Here is a 15,816-nt window from a genome sequence, read left to right on the forward strand (position 1 = left end):
GTCGCGGCGCGCTGCGCGGCGGCACGCTCCTCGACCACCTGCTGACCGACGGCGAGCGCGAGGAGCAGCGCGACGACGACGGTGACGCGTCGTCCCGCTGGACGACCGGCCCACCGGCGCGCGGTCGCGAACGCACCGGTGGCCTCGGGCGCCTCAGGAGGCGGCTCTTCGGGTTCGAGGTGCGGGTCGCCCGGTGAGCGCGCCCGCAGCGTCATCGCTTCGAGGGCGAGCTGGTGCAGCACGTCGTGCACCTCGTCCGTGGCCGGGTCCTCGTCGATGAGGACCTCGACCTCGTCGAGGTCCGTGAGGGACCGCGACCGCGCCCGGCGCATGCCGATCAGGCTACTCAGCGTCCCCTGCCCTGGCCTCGAACCGGTCCCGGGGCGTAGCGTCGAGAGCCCTATCCGCCTCGACGCCGAGGTCAGCGTTATGGTCCCGAGCACCCACCCCCTGCAACACACCCACCGTCTGCCTCCGGAGCAGAAGGCCGCAGGTTCGATTCCTGCCGCGGGCACCGGCAGGCCCACCTCGGTGGGGGCCGTTCAGCAGGCGCGGTAGGCGTACCCCGCGCTCCCGGCGGTCACGAGCTCGAGGTCGCGCACGATCGTGCTGGGCCCACCCTCGGCCCTGGCGCACACCTCGTCCACCTTCCCACGCAGGTCGTGCTCGTACTCGATGTCGTACACCTGCGAGCCGAAGGTCGCCGCGTAGACGTCGCACTCCTCGTAGCGGTCGCACTGCTCGGTCACCGCGAAGTCGAACCCGATCTCCTCCCGTCCGCGGAGCCCCAGCTCGGGGGTGTTCTTCTGGCCGACGGCGAGCCCCCGTGCGTGGGCGTGCTCGGTGAGCACGGTCGCGAGCGCCACGGACTCCTCGAGCCCGAAGGCCCCGTGCGCGCGGGTGTAGGAGTCCAGGTTGTCGAGCTCGACCGCGTCGTACCCGGCGTCTGCGCAGGCATCGACCGAGCGTCCGACGCGAGCCGCGACCTCCTCGCGGCGGTCGGCCGTCGACAGGTCGAGGATCTGCTCGTCGGGCCAGTCAGGATCGACCACGGCCCGGCCCCTGGCGTCCTGCAGGACGAGTCGCTCTGGCCACTGCGCGTCGGGCTGGGTCTGGAAGCCGTTGACGTAGCACACCGCGTAGTACCCGGGTGGGGCAGACGCCGTGCTGTCGCGGACGACCATCCGCACCTCGGGCGGCGGCGGGTACGCGCCACCGAGCTGGTAGTCGAAGGGGCGCTCGGCCGGGGGTAGCACGACGGTGACCCGGTGCTGAGGACCGCTCGCGCACCCCGCCACCACGGCGAGGAGCACGAGGAGGCCTGCACCGGCCACGAGGGGACGAGGTGGGCGCACCCCGCCACGGTACGGCCCCGCGGCTGGCAAGAGAGAGGGCGCGCCGACCGGCGGTCAGCCCTCGTTCTCGCTGCCGGTCGGGGCGTCCCGCGGCGCGCTGCCGGTCTTGCGCAGCAGCGGTCCGCTCCTCAGCGCACGCTCGGTCTGGCGATTCTCCTCCTCACGCCGGGCCGCCTCCTCCGGGGGCAGCACCTTGCGCCACCGCTTGGTGCGCAGGGGCTGGCGCTCCCCGGCGTCCTCCTTGAGGGCCCGCAGGAGGCTGTAGATCATGACGTAGCCCATGACGAAGAAGGGCAGGCCGACGACGATGATGACCTGCTGGAGGGCCTCGAGTCCGCCCGCCCCCGTGGCGCCGAGCAGGGTGCCCGCGACGAGCGCGACGCACAGGGCCCAGAAGACGCGCTGACGGGTCGGGGCCGGGTCCTCGTGCCCGTTGGCGATCGTGTCCATGACCAGGGCCGCCGAGTCCACCGACGTGGTGAAGAACACGACGACGAGCATGATCGCGATGACGGACATCACCGTCGCGAGGGGGTAGTTCTCGAGGAAGACGAACAGGGCGCCCGGGATGTCGCCGTCCTCCACCACGGGGCCGGTCAAGGCGCCGGGATCCTGCCGCTCGATGTCGTACGACCCCCACCCGAACACGCCGAACCAGATCACGCTGAAGGTCACCGGGACAGCGAGGACGCCGATGACGAACTGCCGGATCGACCGGCCCCGGGAGATGCGCGCGATGAAGATTCCGACGAAGGGCGACCAGGAGATCGTCCACGCCCAGTAGAAGACCGTCCAGCTGTTCTGCCAGCCGCTGCCGTTGATCGTGTCGTTCCAGAAGGCGAGCTCGGGGAGCCACGCGAGGTACGTGCCGACCGACTCGATCGTCCCCTGGAGGAGGAACAGCGTCGGGCCCGTCACCACCACGAAGCACAGCAGGCCCACGGCGACGATGATGTTGAAGTTCGAGAGCCGCTTGATCCCCCGGTCGAGGCCGACCGCGACGGAGGTCACGGCGATCGCGGTCACGGCCGCGATGATGAGGATCTGGACCAGGCGGCTCTCCTCGATCCCGAAGAGGGAGGCCAGCCCGCTGTTGATCTGCAGGGTGCCGAGGCCGACCGAGACCGCGACCCCGAACATCGTCCCGACGATCGCCGTGACGTCGATCACCGCGCCGAGCGGCCCGTGGATCCGGTCGCCGAGCAGCGGGTGGAAGATCGAGCTGACCCGCGGCGGGAGGTTCCTCTTGTACATGAAGTAGGCGAAGCACAGCGCCGGGAGCGTGAAGATCGTCCACGTGTGCAGGCCGAAGTGGTACAGGGTGAACGCCATGGCCTGCTCGAACGCCGCGGCCGACCCCGCCTCGACGTCCTGCATGGGTGGGTTGGCGAGGTGGTTGATCGGCTCGGCGACGCCCCAGAACATCAGGATCGTCCCGATCCCTGCGGCGAAGAGCATGCCGAACCAGCTGAGCCCCGAGTGCTCCGGCCCCTCGTCGTCAGGGCCGAGACGGACCCGCCCGAACCGGCTCGCGGCCATGTAGACGAGGAAGACGAGGAAGACCGTCACACCCAGGACGTAGAACCAGCCCAGGTTCTCCAGGAGCCAGCCCGTGACCCCGGCGAAGAAGGCGTCCACCTGGGTCGTGAAGAGGATGGTCGTGATGACGAAGAGGGCGATGACGCCGGCCGAGGCCATGAAGATGGTCGTCCCCGTCCGCAGCCCCAGGGAGTCGTGCAACCGGTGGGCGGCTGAGCGCATGATGCCTCCTCGACGCGCCCGCGGGCCCGCCCGTCGATCTGCCCTCGCCGGGCTCAGGCGCGCGCCACGCTGACGGGCCGGCGAGATCTGCCGGGAAAGATCATCCTCGGACCTCACCAGGCCGCAACCGGAGCAGCACAGAACCCCGCCGACCGGGGGTCGACGGGGTTCTGGTCAGGCTGAGGGCTCAGTCCTCGGTGGGACGAGGCTGCGGAACACCGGCGAGGAGGCCACGGACCTCGGCCTCGCTGTAGCGGCGGTGGCCACCGAGGGTCCGGATGGCCGAGAGCTTGCCGGCCTTGGCCCACCGGGTGACGGTCTTCGGGTCGACGCGGAACATGCTGGCCACCTCCGACGGCGTGAGGAGAGCGCCGGGGGCATCCTGCGTGGTGGAGTGGGTGGAGATCTGAGGCGACATGGTCTGCTCCTGTCGTTCGGTGAGCCCGGCCGACCCCTGGGGTCCCGGTGGCTTTGCGTCCCCACCTCGCGGTGGGTTTGCCCTTTTCGCTGACATGGACAGGTTGCCACAATCCGGACATCCCCGCAAAGCCTGCGCCCTCCTACGCCCGAAATTCACCCGTTCGATCTACCCGGGCACCCATCTGGGGGCTGAGCACCGGTGGCCGGCAGACCATCCGGTGGCCTGCGGGCAGTCAGGCGCTCTCGCCGCGCGGATCCCGACGCACCGACCTACCGTGGCCGCAACCAACTCTCAGGAGGTCGCGATGCCTAACGTCGAGCAGTCGATCGATGTCGACGTCCCCGTCCGGACGGCGTACAACCAGTGGACCCAGTTCGAGTCCTTCCCGCACTTCATGGGTGGGGTGGACAGCGTCACCCAGCAGGACGAGACCCACACGCACTGGAAGACCTCGATCGGTGGCGTCGAGCGCGAGTTCGACGCCAAGATCACCGAGCAGCACCCCGACGAGCGCGTGGCATGGACAAGCACCGACGGCAAGACCCACGCCGGCGTGGTCACCTTCCACCGGATCAGCGACACGACCACCAGAGTCATGGTGCAGATCGACTGGGAGACCGAGTCCTTGGCCGAGAAGCTGGGAGCCGCCGTCTCGCTGGACGACCACCAGGTCAAGAAGGACCTGAAGAAGTTCAAGGAGTTCATCGAGTCACGTGGTTCGGAGACCGGTGCGTGGCGGGGCGACGTCTGACGTCCCCGGAGCTCCCCGGCGGCGCCAGGTCGTGGTGATGAACCCCCGTGACGCCGTGCAGGACCCCGGCGCCGCCGAGCTGCGGCGCCGGGGCAGCCTCAAGTGGACCGCCCTACCGGCCGAGATCGCCGCGTGGGTAGCCGAGTCCGACCTCGGGACCGCACCCGCCGTGACGGCCGCACTGCACGAGGCGGTTCGGGCCGAGCAGCTGGGCTACCTCCCCCCAGCGCTGCGTGGCGAGCTCGGTGAGGCCTGCGCAGCGTGGCAGCACGCGAGCTACGGGTGGCAGGTGTCGCCGGAGCGCGTCCACCCTGTCGCCGACGTGCTCGAGGCCCTGCGGGTCGCGGTCGAGCACCACTCCCCCGTCGGCAGCGCGGTCATCCTGCCGACCCCCGCGTACATGCCTTTCGTCACCGCCCCCGCGGCATGGGGGCGTGAGGTCGTGCAGGTGCCGATGACCAGCTCGCAAGGACGGCCCACCCTCGACCTCGAGGCCCTGGACGACGCCTTCCGGCGAGGTGGTGGACTCCTCATCCTGGTCAACCCGCACAACCCCAGCGGTCGCGTGCTGACGGTCGAGGAGATGCGCGGGATCGCGACGGTCGTCGAACGCCACGGAGGCCGCGTCTTCGCCGACGAGATCCACGCCCCGATCGTGCACCCAGGGCACCGGCACGTCCCCTACGCCTCGACGAGCGCAGCCGCAGCGGAGCACACGGTCACCGCGACCTCGGCCTCCAAGGCGTGGAACGTGCCCGGGCTCAAGTGCGCTCAGGTGATCCTGAGCAACGACGCCGACGCTCGGGTCTGGGCGACCCACGACAAGCTCTCGACCCACGGGGCGTCGACCCTCGGCGTCGTGGCCAACATCGCGGCCTACCGCGACGGGGGGACGTGGCTCGGCGAGCTGCTGCTCCGCCTCGACGACCATCGGACGGTCCTGCACGAGACCCTCCACCGGGAGGCGCCGACGATCGCCTACCGTCCGCCCGAGGGGACCTACCTGGCCTGGCTCGACCTCCGCGAGGCCCTGGGCGCGTCGGCCACGACCCCCGGGCTCGCCCGGCGGGTGCTGCGCACCACCGGGGTCGCGGTCACCGACGGCGCGGACTGCGGAACCGTCGGGCGGGGCTTCGTCCGGCTGAACCTCGCGATGCCCCGCCCTATGGTCGTGGCAGCCGCCACGAGGCTGGGCCGCCACCTGGACGAGCTCAGCTCGCCGGCTCCTCCTCGTTGACCTGCTCCGAGGCCCCGATGGAGCCGGCCCCGGGCGCGGCGTGCCGGATCTCGATGCGGCGCGGGCGGGCCTCCTCGGCGACCGGGATGGTCAGCGTCAGCACGCCGTCGGCGTAGCTCGCGTCGCCCCTGTCGAGGGCGAGGCCGCGACCGACCGTCAGCTGGCGCACGTATGTGCCCGACGCCCGCTCACGGGCCAGCCACTGGACGTCCGTCTCGGTCCGGGCCGTGCGCTGGGCGCGGACCGTGAGGGTGCTGTCCTCGACGTTGACGTCGACGCTGCCGGGGTCGGCCCCCGGCAGGTCGACGTGCAGCACGTAGTGGTCGCCGGCGCGGTACAGGTCCATCGGCATGGACGGGGCCGCGGCCGGGACCTCGCGGGCGCCGCCGAGCAGCTGGTCCATCCACCGTGCGGTGTCGACGAAGGGGTCATGTCGAGTAGCCACGCGGAACACCTCCTCACGTGGCGCCCCGGACCCTCCGGGGCGCGGTGCTGACCCGACGGAGACCGACCTCTCAGGCCTCCGTACGAGGGGCTACACCTGGTGTTTTAGCACTCTCAACCTCCGAGTGCCAGCCCTGGACGAAGGTCCCGCAGGACCTTTGACACACGCGCCGGGCTCCCCAGACGCCTAGCGTCATCAGTGGGTCAAAGGGGATCCTCCACCAGACACTGCGAGATGACCGGGAGCTTCCCGTGAGTGCACGACGAGCACGAGCCACCACGTCCACCGAGGCCGCCGAGGCCACCACCGAGGCCGCTGCGCCCACGGTCGACGCGCCTGCGGCTGAGCCCGCAACGCCGGCCGGGCCCTCGCCCATCGACGATCTCGTCGCCGGCGCCAGCAAGGCCCTCGCGGCCTACGCCTCCTTCACGCAGGCCGACATCGACCACATCGTCAAGAAGGCCTCGGTCGCCGCCCTCAACCAGCACGGCCAACTGGCCAAGCTCGCCGTCGCCGAGACCCGACGCGGGGTCTTCGAGGACAAGGCCGTCAAGAACATCTTCGCCTGCGAGCACGTGACCAACTCGATGGCCAACCTCAAGACCGTCGGCATCGTCGGTCGGGACGACCTCAACGGCATCGTCGAGATCGCTGAGCCGGTCGGCGTCGTCTGCGGGGTCACGCCGGTGACCAACCCGACCTCGACCGCCATCTTCAAGGCGCTCATCGCCCTCAAGACGCGCAACCCGATCATCTTCGCCTTCCACCCCGCGGCTCAGGAGTGCTCCGTCGCGGCCGCACGCATCGTCCGGGACGCCGCCGTCGCGGCGGGCGCCCCCGAGCACTGCGTGCAGTGGGTCGAGCAGCCGTCGATCCAGGCGACCAACGAGCTCATGAACCACCCGGGTGTGGCGCTGATCCTCGCGACCGGCGGCAACGCCATGGTCAAGGCGGCCTACTCCTGCGGCAAGCCCGCCCTCGGGGTCGGAGCAGGCAACGTGCCCGCCTACATCGAGAAGTCGGCCAAGCTCAAGCGAGCGGTCAACGACGTGGTCATGTCCAAGTGCTTCGACAACGGCATGGTCTGCGCCTCCGAGCAGGCGGTCATCCTCGACGCCGAGATCTACGACGCAGCGCTCGCCGAGTTCGACGTGCTGCACGCCTACCGGTGCACCCCCGAGCAGAAGACGATGCTCGAGCGCTTCATCTTCGGGGTCGAGGCCGAGTCGGCCAACTGCGCCGGAGCCAAGCTCAACGCCTCCGTGGTCGGGCAGAGCCCGGTCTGGATCGCCGAGCAGGCCGGGTTCTCCGTCCCCGAGGACACCTCGATCCTGCTGGCCGAGGTCAGCCACGTGGGTCCGGCCGAGCCGCTCACCCGCGAGAAGCTCGCCCCGGTGCTGGCCGTCCTGCGCGCCGAGTCCCGCGAGCACGGCATGCAGCTCGCCGAGCAGATGGTCGAGTTCGACGGCCTGGGCCACAGCGCGGCCATCCACTCCGAGGACACCGCGCTCGTCGAGGAGTTCGGCAGCCGGGTCAAGGCCGTCCGGGTCATCTGGAACTCCCCCAGCTCGCACGGCGGCATCGGCGACATCTACAACGCCTTCGTCCCCTCCCTCACCCTCGGGTGCGGCAGCTACGGCGCGAACTCGGTCTCCAACAACGTCTCGGCGGTCAACCTCGTGAACATCAAGCGGATCGGCCGACGCAACAACAACCTCCAGTGGTTCAAGGTCCCCGGCAAGACGTACTTCGAGCCGAACGCGATTCGCTACCTCGCGGACATGCCCGACATCCACCGGGTGACCGTCGTGACCGACGCCACCATGACCAAGCTGGGGTTCGTCGACAAGGTCCTCGACGTGCTGGGCCGACGCCCCGAGACGATCGCCCTGCAGATCATCGACAACATCGAGCCTGAGCCGACCATCGCCTCGGTCGACCGCGGCGCCGAGCAGATGCGCGAGTTCAACCCGGACACGATCATCGCCCTGGGCGGTGGCTCGCCGATGGACGCGGCCAAGGTCATGTGGCTGCGCTACGAGCACCCGGAGATCGTCTTCGCCGACATGCGCGAGAAGTTCTTCGACGTGCGCAAGCGCGCCTTCAAGTTCCCGACCCTCGGTGCCAAGGCCAAGCTCGTGTGCATCCCGACCACCTCGGGCACCGGCGCGGAGGTCACCCCCTTCGCCGTCATCACCGACGAGAAGACGGGTATCAAGTACCCGCTCGCGGACTACGCGCTCACCCCGACCGTCGCGATCATCGACCCGGCGCTGACCGGCAAGATGCCCGCCTCCCTCGCTGCGGACTCGGGCTTCGACGCCCTGACCCACGCGACCGAGGCCTACGTCTCGGTCTACGCGAACGACTTCACCGACGGCATGGCCCTGCACGCCATCCGACTCATCTTCGAGAACCTCGAGGAGTCGGTGACCGGCGGCGAGGCGGCCGTGCACGCCCGCGAGAAGATGCACAACGCCGGCACGATCGCAGGGATGGCCTTCGGCAACGCGTTCCTGGGGATCGTCCACGCGATGGCCCACACGATCGGCTCGACCTTCCACCTGGTGCACGGGCGGACTAACGCGACCCTGCTGCCGCACGTCATCCGTTACAACGGCACGGTCCCGACCAAGCTGACCAGCTGGCCCAAGTACGAGCACTACGTGGCCCCCGAGCGGTTCCAGGAGATCGCCAAGACCCTGGGCCTTCCCGCCTCGACCCCGGCCGAGGGCGTCGAGTCCTATGCCCTGGCGATCGAGGAGCTGCGCGACAAGGTCGGCATCCCCGCCTCGTTCGCCGCCCAGGGCGTCGAGGAGCACCGCTTCATCGGCAAGCTCGACGACCTCGCGATGCGGTCGTACGAGGACCAGTGCGCCCCGGCCAACCCCCGGATGCCCATGCTGGACGACATGAAGGACCTCATGACTGCGGCGTACTACGGGACGTCGCTCCAGGACGTGCGCTCCCGGCGCACGGCGGCAGGGGCGGAGGGGCAGTCCGCCCAGGAGGCTGTCTCCAACTCCTGACGCACCGGGTGTGCCCGTTCGGTCGCGCGAGCGGGCACACCTCCAGACGCACCGGCCCGGCCTGCTCGTCAGGCCGGGCCGTCGCGCGTCACAATGGACCTCCCCCACGACGAGGAGCCTCCCGTGACGACTCGGTCCGCCACCCGTCCTGCGCACTGTGCGCCCCGCCTTCACGTCGCGGGGCGCACCGCACCGGCAGGAGCCCTGGCACTCCTGCTCCTGACGGGCTGCGGCGTGCTCGAGGGCGAGCGCCCTGACCTCTCACGCCTCAGTGAGCAGGTCGAGCAGGGCATCGGGGACGCCCGCGGCGCCCTCGAGGACGTCGAGTCCGGGATCGACGGAGCCGGGATCGACGACGAGACGCGCGAGCGGGCCCGGGAGGCCGCCGACCGGACGAGCACGGCGGTCGAGGAGGCGCGTGCAGCCCTGGACCGGGTCGCCACGGACGCGGACCCCGCTGCCGAGGTCGAGGCTCTCGCGAAGGCACGAACCTCCCTCGACCAGGCCGCAGCCTCGATCGACGAGGCGGCCGCCGGGGCGGACGGCGTCCTGGCACGGGCGCTCGAGGCCCTGAGCGAGCAGGTCGACGACCTCTCGGCCCGTCTCGAGGACGCGGCGGGCGAGGTCGGATAGCGTTCTCGGGTGAGCACCGCGCAGCCCTCCTCGACCACCCCGGCCCCCCTCTCGGGGCACCAGTTCCGGATCACCCTGGACGACCAGGAGGCCGTCGTCACCGACGTCGGCGCCAAGGTGCGGCGCTACGCCGTCGACGGGCGCGACGTGTTCACCCCGTTCGACGAGGACCAGACCGCACCCGCCGGGCACGGAGCGGTGCTCGCGCCCTGGCCCAACCGCATCCGCGACGGCCGCTACACCTGGGACGGGGTCGAGCGGCAGCTCGACCTCAGCGAGCCCGAGCGCAGCACGGCCCTGCACGGGCTCGCGATGTGGCAGCGCTGGACGGTGCTGCCCGAGGTCGATGCCGCCCACCGGGCCGGTCAGGCGGTCACGCTCGAGCTGCGCCTCGCCCCCAGCGGGGGATACCCCTTCGACCTGCTGCTGCGCGTGACGTACCGGCTCACGGCCACCGGCCTGCACGTGCAGACCGTCGCAACCAACCTCGGGACCGCCGCGGCACCCTACGGAGTGGGTTTCCACCCGTGGCTGTCCCCCGGGCCCGGCTCCCTCGACGAGTGCACCATGAGCCTCGACGCCCGGACCCGGGTCACGGTCGACGACCGCCTGCTGCCCACGGGCACCGAGCCGGTCGCAGGCGCCTACGACTTGCGCGAGACGCGCAGCATGGTGGGCCTCGACCTGGACGACGCCTACGTGGATGTCCTGCGCGACGAGGACGGGCTGTCCTGGGTACGGCTCACGGGCTCGGACGAGCGGACGGCCGCGATCTGGATGGACGAGTCCATGGACACCTGGCAGGTGTGCTCGGGCGACCACCTGAGCGCCGTGGAGGTCCGTCGGACCGGGCTGGCCGCCGAGCCGATGAGCTGCGTCGCCGACGCGTTCCGCACCGGCGACCGTCTGGTGCGCCTCGAGCCCGGTGCGAGCCACGAGGTGACCTGGGGCGCGACCCTGCTCTGAGAGAGAGGCCCCGGGCCAGGGGGGGCGTCACCGCTCGGCGCAGCCGACAGAGCAGCCGTCGGCGCAGCCGACCGATCGACCCGGGGCGGCAGGTCAGCCGTTGGTGCTGCCCATGCTGTCCGTGCCGGGGACGTACTCCCAGTGCCAAGGCTCGTAGGGGCCGGACCCGCCGCTGCGGGCCCAGTCCGGGTTGTCCCAGCCGTAGGTCGGGCCGTTCTCCAGGAGCCACTGCATCACGGTGCTGCTGCCGGTCTCGCTCGAGCAGAGGTCGACCGCGAGTCCCCAGCCGTGGTTGCTCCGGCCAGGCGTGGCCGCCAGCCCGGGCTTCTGGTAGCTGAGCCGACGCTGCGAGGCGAGGGTGCGGTAGGAGTCGGTCAGGCAGAGGTCCCGCGAGTAGACGGCGCGGAAGTTCTGGTTGAGCTCGGCGATCGCGACGGCGGCATCCCCGCGCAGCATGTGGTTGCCGTCCCACAGCGCACAGAGATCCGAGGGGGGGATCTGGCCGTTGGCGCCGCCCGTTCGAGGTTCGCCGTCGCAGCCCGGGAGCGGGTCGCGCTCGAGCGAGCGGCTCGCGTTCCCCGAGACCTGGCTGACCCCGGGCACGGCGGCCAGCAGCGAGGTCGGCGTGGTCTGCAGGGTGATCGAGGAGAGGACCTCGTGAGCCGAGGGGTACCCGTCGTCAACCACCTGCGCGACGGGGTTAGGAGCCTGGTCCTCAGGGCTGAGGGCATCAGCGACCGGGAGCCCGATGGTTGCGGTCGCGAGGGCCGTGAGGACGGCGGTGCGCGGGACCCAGCGGCTCGCGCGGAGACCCGACTTCCGGGACCGGGCCTCACCACGACCTGGGGTCGGGCGGAGCTCGCGTCGAGAGGTCACCGAGGTCTGCGGTGGTCGCGACCGCTCAGACTCCACAGGACCTCCGACGTCGGCCGCGGCGCGGCTGACCAGTGCTCGTTGAACAGGTTGACCCCCGGGACGGGAGCGCACCCCGGAGACGACTCGGCACGCAGGCGGACCGAATCTCCCGTTGGGTGATCACGAAACAGTAACGGCTCGTGGGCCAGGAACCAAGCGACGGACGTCCCAGAGGCGGTCGGGGCTGTGCCAGTCTGGGTGCATGGCAGCCGCAGCAGGCCCCGCAGCAGAGACCACCGTGCTCGTGGTCGAGGACGAGCCCGCGATCGCCACCGCGATCGCGCACCGCATGGCGGCCGAGGGCTGGCAGGTCGAGATCGCCTCGGACGGACCGGCCGGCGTCGAGGCCGCGGCCCGCGCGCGACCCGACGTCGTCATCCTCGACGTCATGCTCCCTGGTATCGACGGGCTCGAGGTGTGCCGACGGATCCAGCTCGACCGCCCCGTCCCGGTGATCATGCTGACCGCCCGCGACGACGAGACGGACATGCTCGTGGGCCTCGGGGTCGGAGCCGACGACTACATGACCAAGCCGTTCTCGATGCGCGAGCTGGTCGCACGGACCAAGGCCCTGCTGCGACGGGTCGAGCGCTCCTCCCGGGCCACCGACGTGAGCGAGGGCGACCCCCCGCTCCAGATCGGTGACGTCCACGTGGACCGGGCCCAGCGTCGCGTCTCGCGCAACGGTGCCGAGATCCATCTCACCCCGACCGAGTTCGACCTCCTCGTGACCCTCGCGACCTCGCCGCGCACCGTGCTCACCCGCGAGCGGCTGCTGGCGGAGGTCTGGGACTGGGTCGACGCGAGCGGCACCAGGACCGTGGACTCGCACGTCAAGGCGCTGCGTCGCAAGCTCGGCGCCGACCTGATCCGCACGGTGCACGGGGTGGGCTACGCCTTCGAGCCGACCGAGGGCTGAGGTGAGCACGCCACGCCACGCAGGTCGCCTGCCGGATCTGCGCCCCCTCGACCGGCTCTCCTCGATCAAGATCAAGCTCGGCGTCCTGGTGACCGTCACCGTCACACTCGCCGCGTTCATCACGTGGATCGGGCTGTACAACCACTTCGGTCCGACCAGGACCCTGCCGATCGCGATCGCCGTCTCGGTGGTCATGGTCCAGGTGCTCGCGCACGGGATGACCGCCCCGCTGCGCGAGATGAGGGCTGCGGCCCGGGCCATGGCCGAGGGGGACTACTCCCAGCGTGTGCGGGCCACGAGCCGGGACGAGGTCGGCCAGCTCGCCGAGGCCTTCAACACGATGGCCCAGGACCTCGAGCAGGTCGACACCTTGCGTCGGGAGATGGTCGCCAACGTCTCGCACGAGCTGCGCACCCCGGTGGCGGCGCTGCGCGCCCAGCTCGAGAACATGGTCGACGGCGTGAGCGAGCCCGACACCCCGGCCCTCGAGGCGGCCCTTGCGCAGACGGAGCGGCTGGGCAGGCTCGTGACCTACCTGCTGGACCTGTCCCGGATCGAGGCAGGGGCGGTGGGCCTGGAGGTGACCGAGGTGCCGCTCGCCACCTTCCTCGAGGACGCAGCTTCTGACGTGCGCCCCGTGGCCGCCGAGAAGGAGGTCGTGTTCACCGTCGCCGTCGAGCCCTCCGGCCTGACCGTGCCGGCCGACGCCGAGCGGCTGCACCAGGTGGTCGCGAACCTGCTGCACAACGCGGTGCGACACTCCCCCGTCGGCGGTGAGGTGCGCCTGGCCGCACGACGCGGTGGCGGGTTCGTGGTGATCGACGTCGTCGACCAGGGGCCCGGCATCGCCCCGGCCCACCGCCAGCAGGTCTTCGAGAGGTTCCACCGGGGCAACGCCCCCGCGCAGACCGGTCAGACGAGCACCGGGGGCACGGGCCTGGGCCTGGCGATCGTGCGGTGGGCCGTCGAGCTGCACGGCGGGCAGATCCAGGTCGCCGACTCGACGACAGGCTGCGTCATGCGGGTCTCCCTACCCGCGCAGCGTCGCCGCGCCGCTACGGTAGAAGCATGATCAGGAGTGCGGGCCACGCAGCCACCGACGACCATTCCGGGATGGTCGTCGTCGACCATCTGTCGAAGAGCTTCGGTGCGGTGCACGCCGTCGAGGACCTCTCCTTCGCGGTGGGCCCCGGTCGGGTGACCGGGTTCCTCGGGCCCAACGGTGCCGGCAAGACGACGACGCTGCGGATGCTGCTCGGGCTCGTCACCCCGACGAGCGGGTCCGCGACGATCGACGGGCGCCCCTACCGCGAGATCGCCCGCCCGCTGCGGGTGGTCGGTGCCGCCCTCGAGGCGGCGAGCTTCCACCCCGGGCGGACCGCCCGGGACCACCTGCGCGTGTACGCCCCGCAGGTGGGGGTCCCCGACTCCCGCTGCGACGAGGTCCTGGCGATGACCGGGTTGACCGAGGCCGCCCGCCGCCGTGTCGGTGGCTTCTCCTTGGGCATGCGGCAACGCCTCGGCCTGGCCACCACCCTGCTGGGCGACCCTCGGGTGCTCGTCCTCGACGAGCCCGCCAACGGACTGGACCCCGAGGGCATCGCGTGGCTGCGGTCCTTCCTGCGTCACCTCGCGCGGGAGGGCCGCACGGTCCTGGTCTCGAGCCACGTGCTCTCCGAGGTCCAGCAGACGGTCGACGACGTGGTCATCATCGCTCGCGGACGCCTCGTGCACTCGTCCTCCTTGGCCGAGCTCGACGCCTTGACGGAGCGGGCCGTCACGGTCCTCTCGCCCGACGGCATGGGCCTGCGGACCCTGGCCGAGGACAGATGGCCAGGGCGGTGGGAGACGGTCGACCACCCAGGCGCAGGAGCGGGCACCGGCGCGGTGCTCGTCCGGGACGTGGACGCCGCGACCGTCGGAGCCGCAGCCTTCGCCGCTCGGGTCGAGCTCCACGAGCTCGCGACGCGCACGGTCGACCTCGAGGACGTCTTCCTCCGCCTCACCGGTCAGGCACCTGCCGAGGGCCAGTCGGCCAGCACGATGGGGGCAGTCGCATGATCGCCGCCCTGCGTTCCGAGCTGCGCAAGACGATGACCACCCGGATGTGGTGGGTCCTCCTGCTCACGATGGTCGTCTACATGGCCTTCCTCGCCGGCGTGATGGCCTTCTCGTTCGCCTTCGAGGCCCCCGGGGCCGGGGCGGCGGGCCCGGGGGGCGAGGAGGGGATGGCCTTGGCCCCGCTCGACCTCGCGCTCACCGTCTACACCCTCGCCCCCACCCTGGGGTACGTGTTCCCGGTCATCATGGGCGCGCTCTCCGTCTCCGGGGAGTTCCGTCACATGACCGTGACCCCGACGCTCCTGGCCGAGCCGCGACGCACCGTGGTGCTCGGGGCCAAGCTTCTCGCCGGGCTGCCGATCGGCCTCCTCTACGGGGTGGTGGGCACGCTCACCACGATCGGCACCGGGGCGGCGGTCCTCGCCGCCCTGGGTGAGGACCCGATGCTGACCGACCCCGAGGTGCTCAGGACGGCCGCCCTCGCCGTCCTCGCGATGACCGTCTGGGCCGTGGTCGGGGTCGGCTTCGGTGCCGCCCTGAAGAACCAGGTGGTCGCGGTCGTCGTCGTCCTGGCCTTCACCCAGCTCGTCGAGCCCGTGCTACGTGTGGCCCTCGGCCTCGTGGAGTCCCTCCAGGAGGTCCCGAAGTGGCTGCCGGGCGCCGCCGGTGAGGCCATCGCGGGGGCGAGCTTCTACAGCGCCTCCGGGATCAACGAGCTGCTCCCCCGCTGGCAGGGGCTCGTCGTCCTGATCGGCTACGCCCTCGTCCTCGCCGCGGTCGGACGGCTCACGACCCTGCGCCGGGACATCACCTGACCACGTGGCGGACGTGAGTCTGGTCACACCGACGGCCTTCGATCTGCGCCCGCACACCCCCGTTCGGCGGGCCTTGGCGCATCAAGGCCCCGCTGTTTGCATCGGCATTGCCCGGGCGCGACCACGGGGTGACGAAGGCCTCGCGGGGGCCTCGGACACGCTCCGGAGGGGCCGCGCCGGGCGCGTCACAAGAGCAGACGTGGCCTAGGGTTGGTGCCAAGAGCAGGGCCGTGCGACGACGCAACGGCCGAAGGTCCCGTGGTGGAAGTGGGCGAACCCGGAGTGTCCCAGAAGGCCGATCCAGACGCTGCTACGCAGTTCGGTGCGAACCAGTGGATGGTGGACGAGCTGTACGAGCAGTACCTGGCCGACAAGCACGCGGTCGACCCCGCGTGGTGGGAGTTCTTCGAGGACTACCGACCGGGCGAGGGCAGCGCGGCGAACGGCTCCCCCCAGCCTCGCCCCGAGCCGGCGGCCGCCGACGGCGACGAGCGCCCGGCCGCCGCCT

Annotated in this window: 16 protein-coding genes, 1 tRNA gene and 1 riboswitch; of the genes, 11 read left to right on the top strand and 6 right to left on the bottom strand. The window is 71.2% G+C overall.

Features of this window, described 5'->3' with window-relative positions; all coding sequences use genetic code 11:
- Positions 1-332, bottom strand: a 332-nt coding sequence (locus L0B03_RS05115) for a hypothetical protein (protein ID WP_250444553.1), incomplete at its 3' end; no start/stop codon positions are given.
- An 82-nt stretch (positions 333-414) separates the two neighbouring features.
- Here L0B03_RS05115 and L0B03_RS05120 point away from each other — a divergent pair.
- Positions 415-514: transfer RNA gene (locus tag L0B03_RS05120), tRNA-Arg, on the top strand.
- Between the two features lie 28 nt (positions 515-542).
- On the opposite strand, the gene L0B03_RS05125 is transcribed toward L0B03_RS05120, so the two are convergent.
- The 3 genes from L0B03_RS05125 to L0B03_RS05135 all read right to left on the bottom strand — a co-directional run bounded on the left by L0B03_RS05125 (position 543) and on the right by L0B03_RS05135 (position 3,534).
- The gene (locus tag L0B03_RS05125) at positions 543-1,355 is read right to left on the bottom strand and encodes an endo alpha-1,4 polygalactosaminidase (RefSeq protein WP_250444554.1); all 813 of its coding nucleotides are present in this window, start codon (positions 1,353-1,355) and stop codon (positions 543-545) included.
- A gap of 54 nt (positions 1,356-1,409) precedes the next feature.
- Positions 1,410-3,116 (bottom strand): BCCT family transporter, encoded by a 1,707-nt coding sequence (locus L0B03_RS05130; protein ID WP_250444555.1) that lies wholly within the window; start codon positions 3,114-3,116, stop codon positions 1,410-1,412.
- A gap of 187 nt (positions 3,117-3,303) precedes the next feature.
- Positions 3,304-3,534, bottom strand: coding sequence for a BldC family transcriptional regulator (locus L0B03_RS05135; RefSeq protein WP_250444556.1), 231 nt, complete (start codon positions 3,532-3,534; stop codon positions 3,304-3,306).
- 15 nt (positions 3,535-3,549) lie between these two features.
- Positions 3,550-3,626, bottom strand: a riboswitch (cyclic di-GMP riboswitch).
- A 215-nt stretch (positions 3,627-3,841) separates the two neighbouring features.
- Between L0B03_RS05135 and L0B03_RS05140 the strand changes: the two genes are divergently transcribed.
- Both L0B03_RS05140 and L0B03_RS05145 read left to right on the top strand, forming a co-directional pair.
- The gene (locus L0B03_RS05140) at positions 3,842-4,288 is read left to right on the top strand and encodes an SRPBCC family protein (RefSeq protein WP_250444557.1); all 447 of its coding nucleotides are present in this window, start codon (positions 3,842-3,844) and stop codon (positions 4,286-4,288) included.
- Between the two features lie 37 nt (positions 4,289-4,325).
- On the top strand, positions 4,326-5,525 hold the full coding sequence (locus L0B03_RS05145; RefSeq protein WP_250444558.1) for a MalY/PatB family protein: 1,200 nt from the start codon (positions 4,326-4,328) through the stop codon (positions 5,523-5,525).
- Here the strand turns inward: L0B03_RS05145 and L0B03_RS05150 are convergent.
- Positions 5,500-5,970, bottom strand: a complete 471-nt coding sequence (locus L0B03_RS05150) for an Hsp20/alpha crystallin family protein (protein WP_250444559.1) — start codon at positions 5,968-5,970, stop codon at positions 5,500-5,502. The two genes, L0B03_RS05145 and L0B03_RS05150, sit on opposite strands and share 26 nt — an antisense overlap.
- A 251-nt stretch (positions 5,971-6,221) precedes the next feature.
- Here L0B03_RS05150 and adhE point away from each other — a divergent pair, with 251 nt between their 5' ends.
- The 3 genes from adhE (at position 6,222) to L0B03_RS05165 (ending at position 10,598) form a co-directional block, all read left to right on the top strand.
- A complete protein-coding gene (gene adhE / locus L0B03_RS05155) occupies positions 6,222-8,999 on the top strand; it encodes a bifunctional acetaldehyde-CoA/alcohol dehydrogenase (protein WP_250444560.1) in 2,778 nt (925 codons plus the stop codon).
- Between the two features lie 123 nt (positions 9,000-9,122).
- Positions 9,123-9,632, top strand: a complete 510-nt coding sequence (locus L0B03_RS05160; RefSeq protein ID WP_250444561.1) for a hypothetical protein — start codon at positions 9,123-9,125, stop codon at positions 9,630-9,632.
- 9 nt (positions 9,633-9,641) lie between these two features.
- Complete coding sequence (locus L0B03_RS05165; RefSeq protein WP_250444562.1) at positions 9,642-10,598, top strand: aldose 1-epimerase family protein; 957 nt, start codon at positions 9,642-9,644, stop codon at positions 10,596-10,598.
- 93 nt (positions 10,599-10,691) lie between these two features.
- Here L0B03_RS05165 and L0B03_RS19535 read toward each other — a convergent pair whose 3' ends face one another.
- Positions 10,692-11,474 (bottom strand): M15 family metallopeptidase, encoded by a 783-nt coding sequence (locus L0B03_RS19535; RefSeq protein ID WP_250444563.1) that lies wholly within the window; start codon positions 11,472-11,474, stop codon positions 10,692-10,694.
- Positions 11,475-11,715: 241 nt separating this feature from the next.
- Here L0B03_RS19535 and L0B03_RS05175 point away from each other — a divergent pair, with 241 nt between their 5' ends.
- From L0B03_RS05175 to L0B03_RS05195, 5 genes are all read left to right on the top strand, one after another.
- Positions 11,716-12,432, top strand: a complete 717-nt coding sequence (locus L0B03_RS05175; protein ID WP_250444564.1) for a response regulator transcription factor — start codon at positions 11,716-11,718, stop codon at positions 12,430-12,432.
- A gap of 1 nt (position 12,433) precedes the next feature.
- A complete protein-coding gene (locus tag L0B03_RS05180) occupies positions 12,434-13,504 on the top strand; it encodes a HAMP domain-containing sensor histidine kinase (RefSeq protein WP_250444565.1) in 1,071 nt (356 codons plus the stop codon).
- Positions 13,501-14,493: an ABC transporter ATP-binding protein gene (locus L0B03_RS05185; RefSeq protein ID WP_250444566.1), complete on the top strand. Its 993-nt coding sequence runs from the start codon at positions 13,501-13,503 to the stop codon at positions 14,491-14,493. The genes L0B03_RS05180 and L0B03_RS05185 overlap by 4 nt, the downstream gene beginning before the upstream one ends.
- Positions 14,490-15,308, top strand: a complete 819-nt coding sequence (locus L0B03_RS05190; RefSeq protein WP_250444567.1) for an ABC transporter permease — start codon at positions 14,490-14,492, stop codon at positions 15,306-15,308. The genes L0B03_RS05185 and L0B03_RS05190 overlap by 4 nt, the downstream gene beginning before the upstream one ends.
- A gap of 261 nt (positions 15,309-15,569) precedes the next feature.
- On the top strand, positions 15,570-15,816 hold a 247-nt coding region (locus L0B03_RS05195; protein WP_374204880.1), incomplete at its 3' end, for a hypothetical protein.

Source organism: Actinotalea sp. C106 (assembly GCF_023630195.1).
In the GTDB taxonomy this organism is placed as follows: domain Bacteria; phylum Actinomycetota; class Actinomycetes; order Actinomycetales; family Cellulomonadaceae; genus Actinotalea.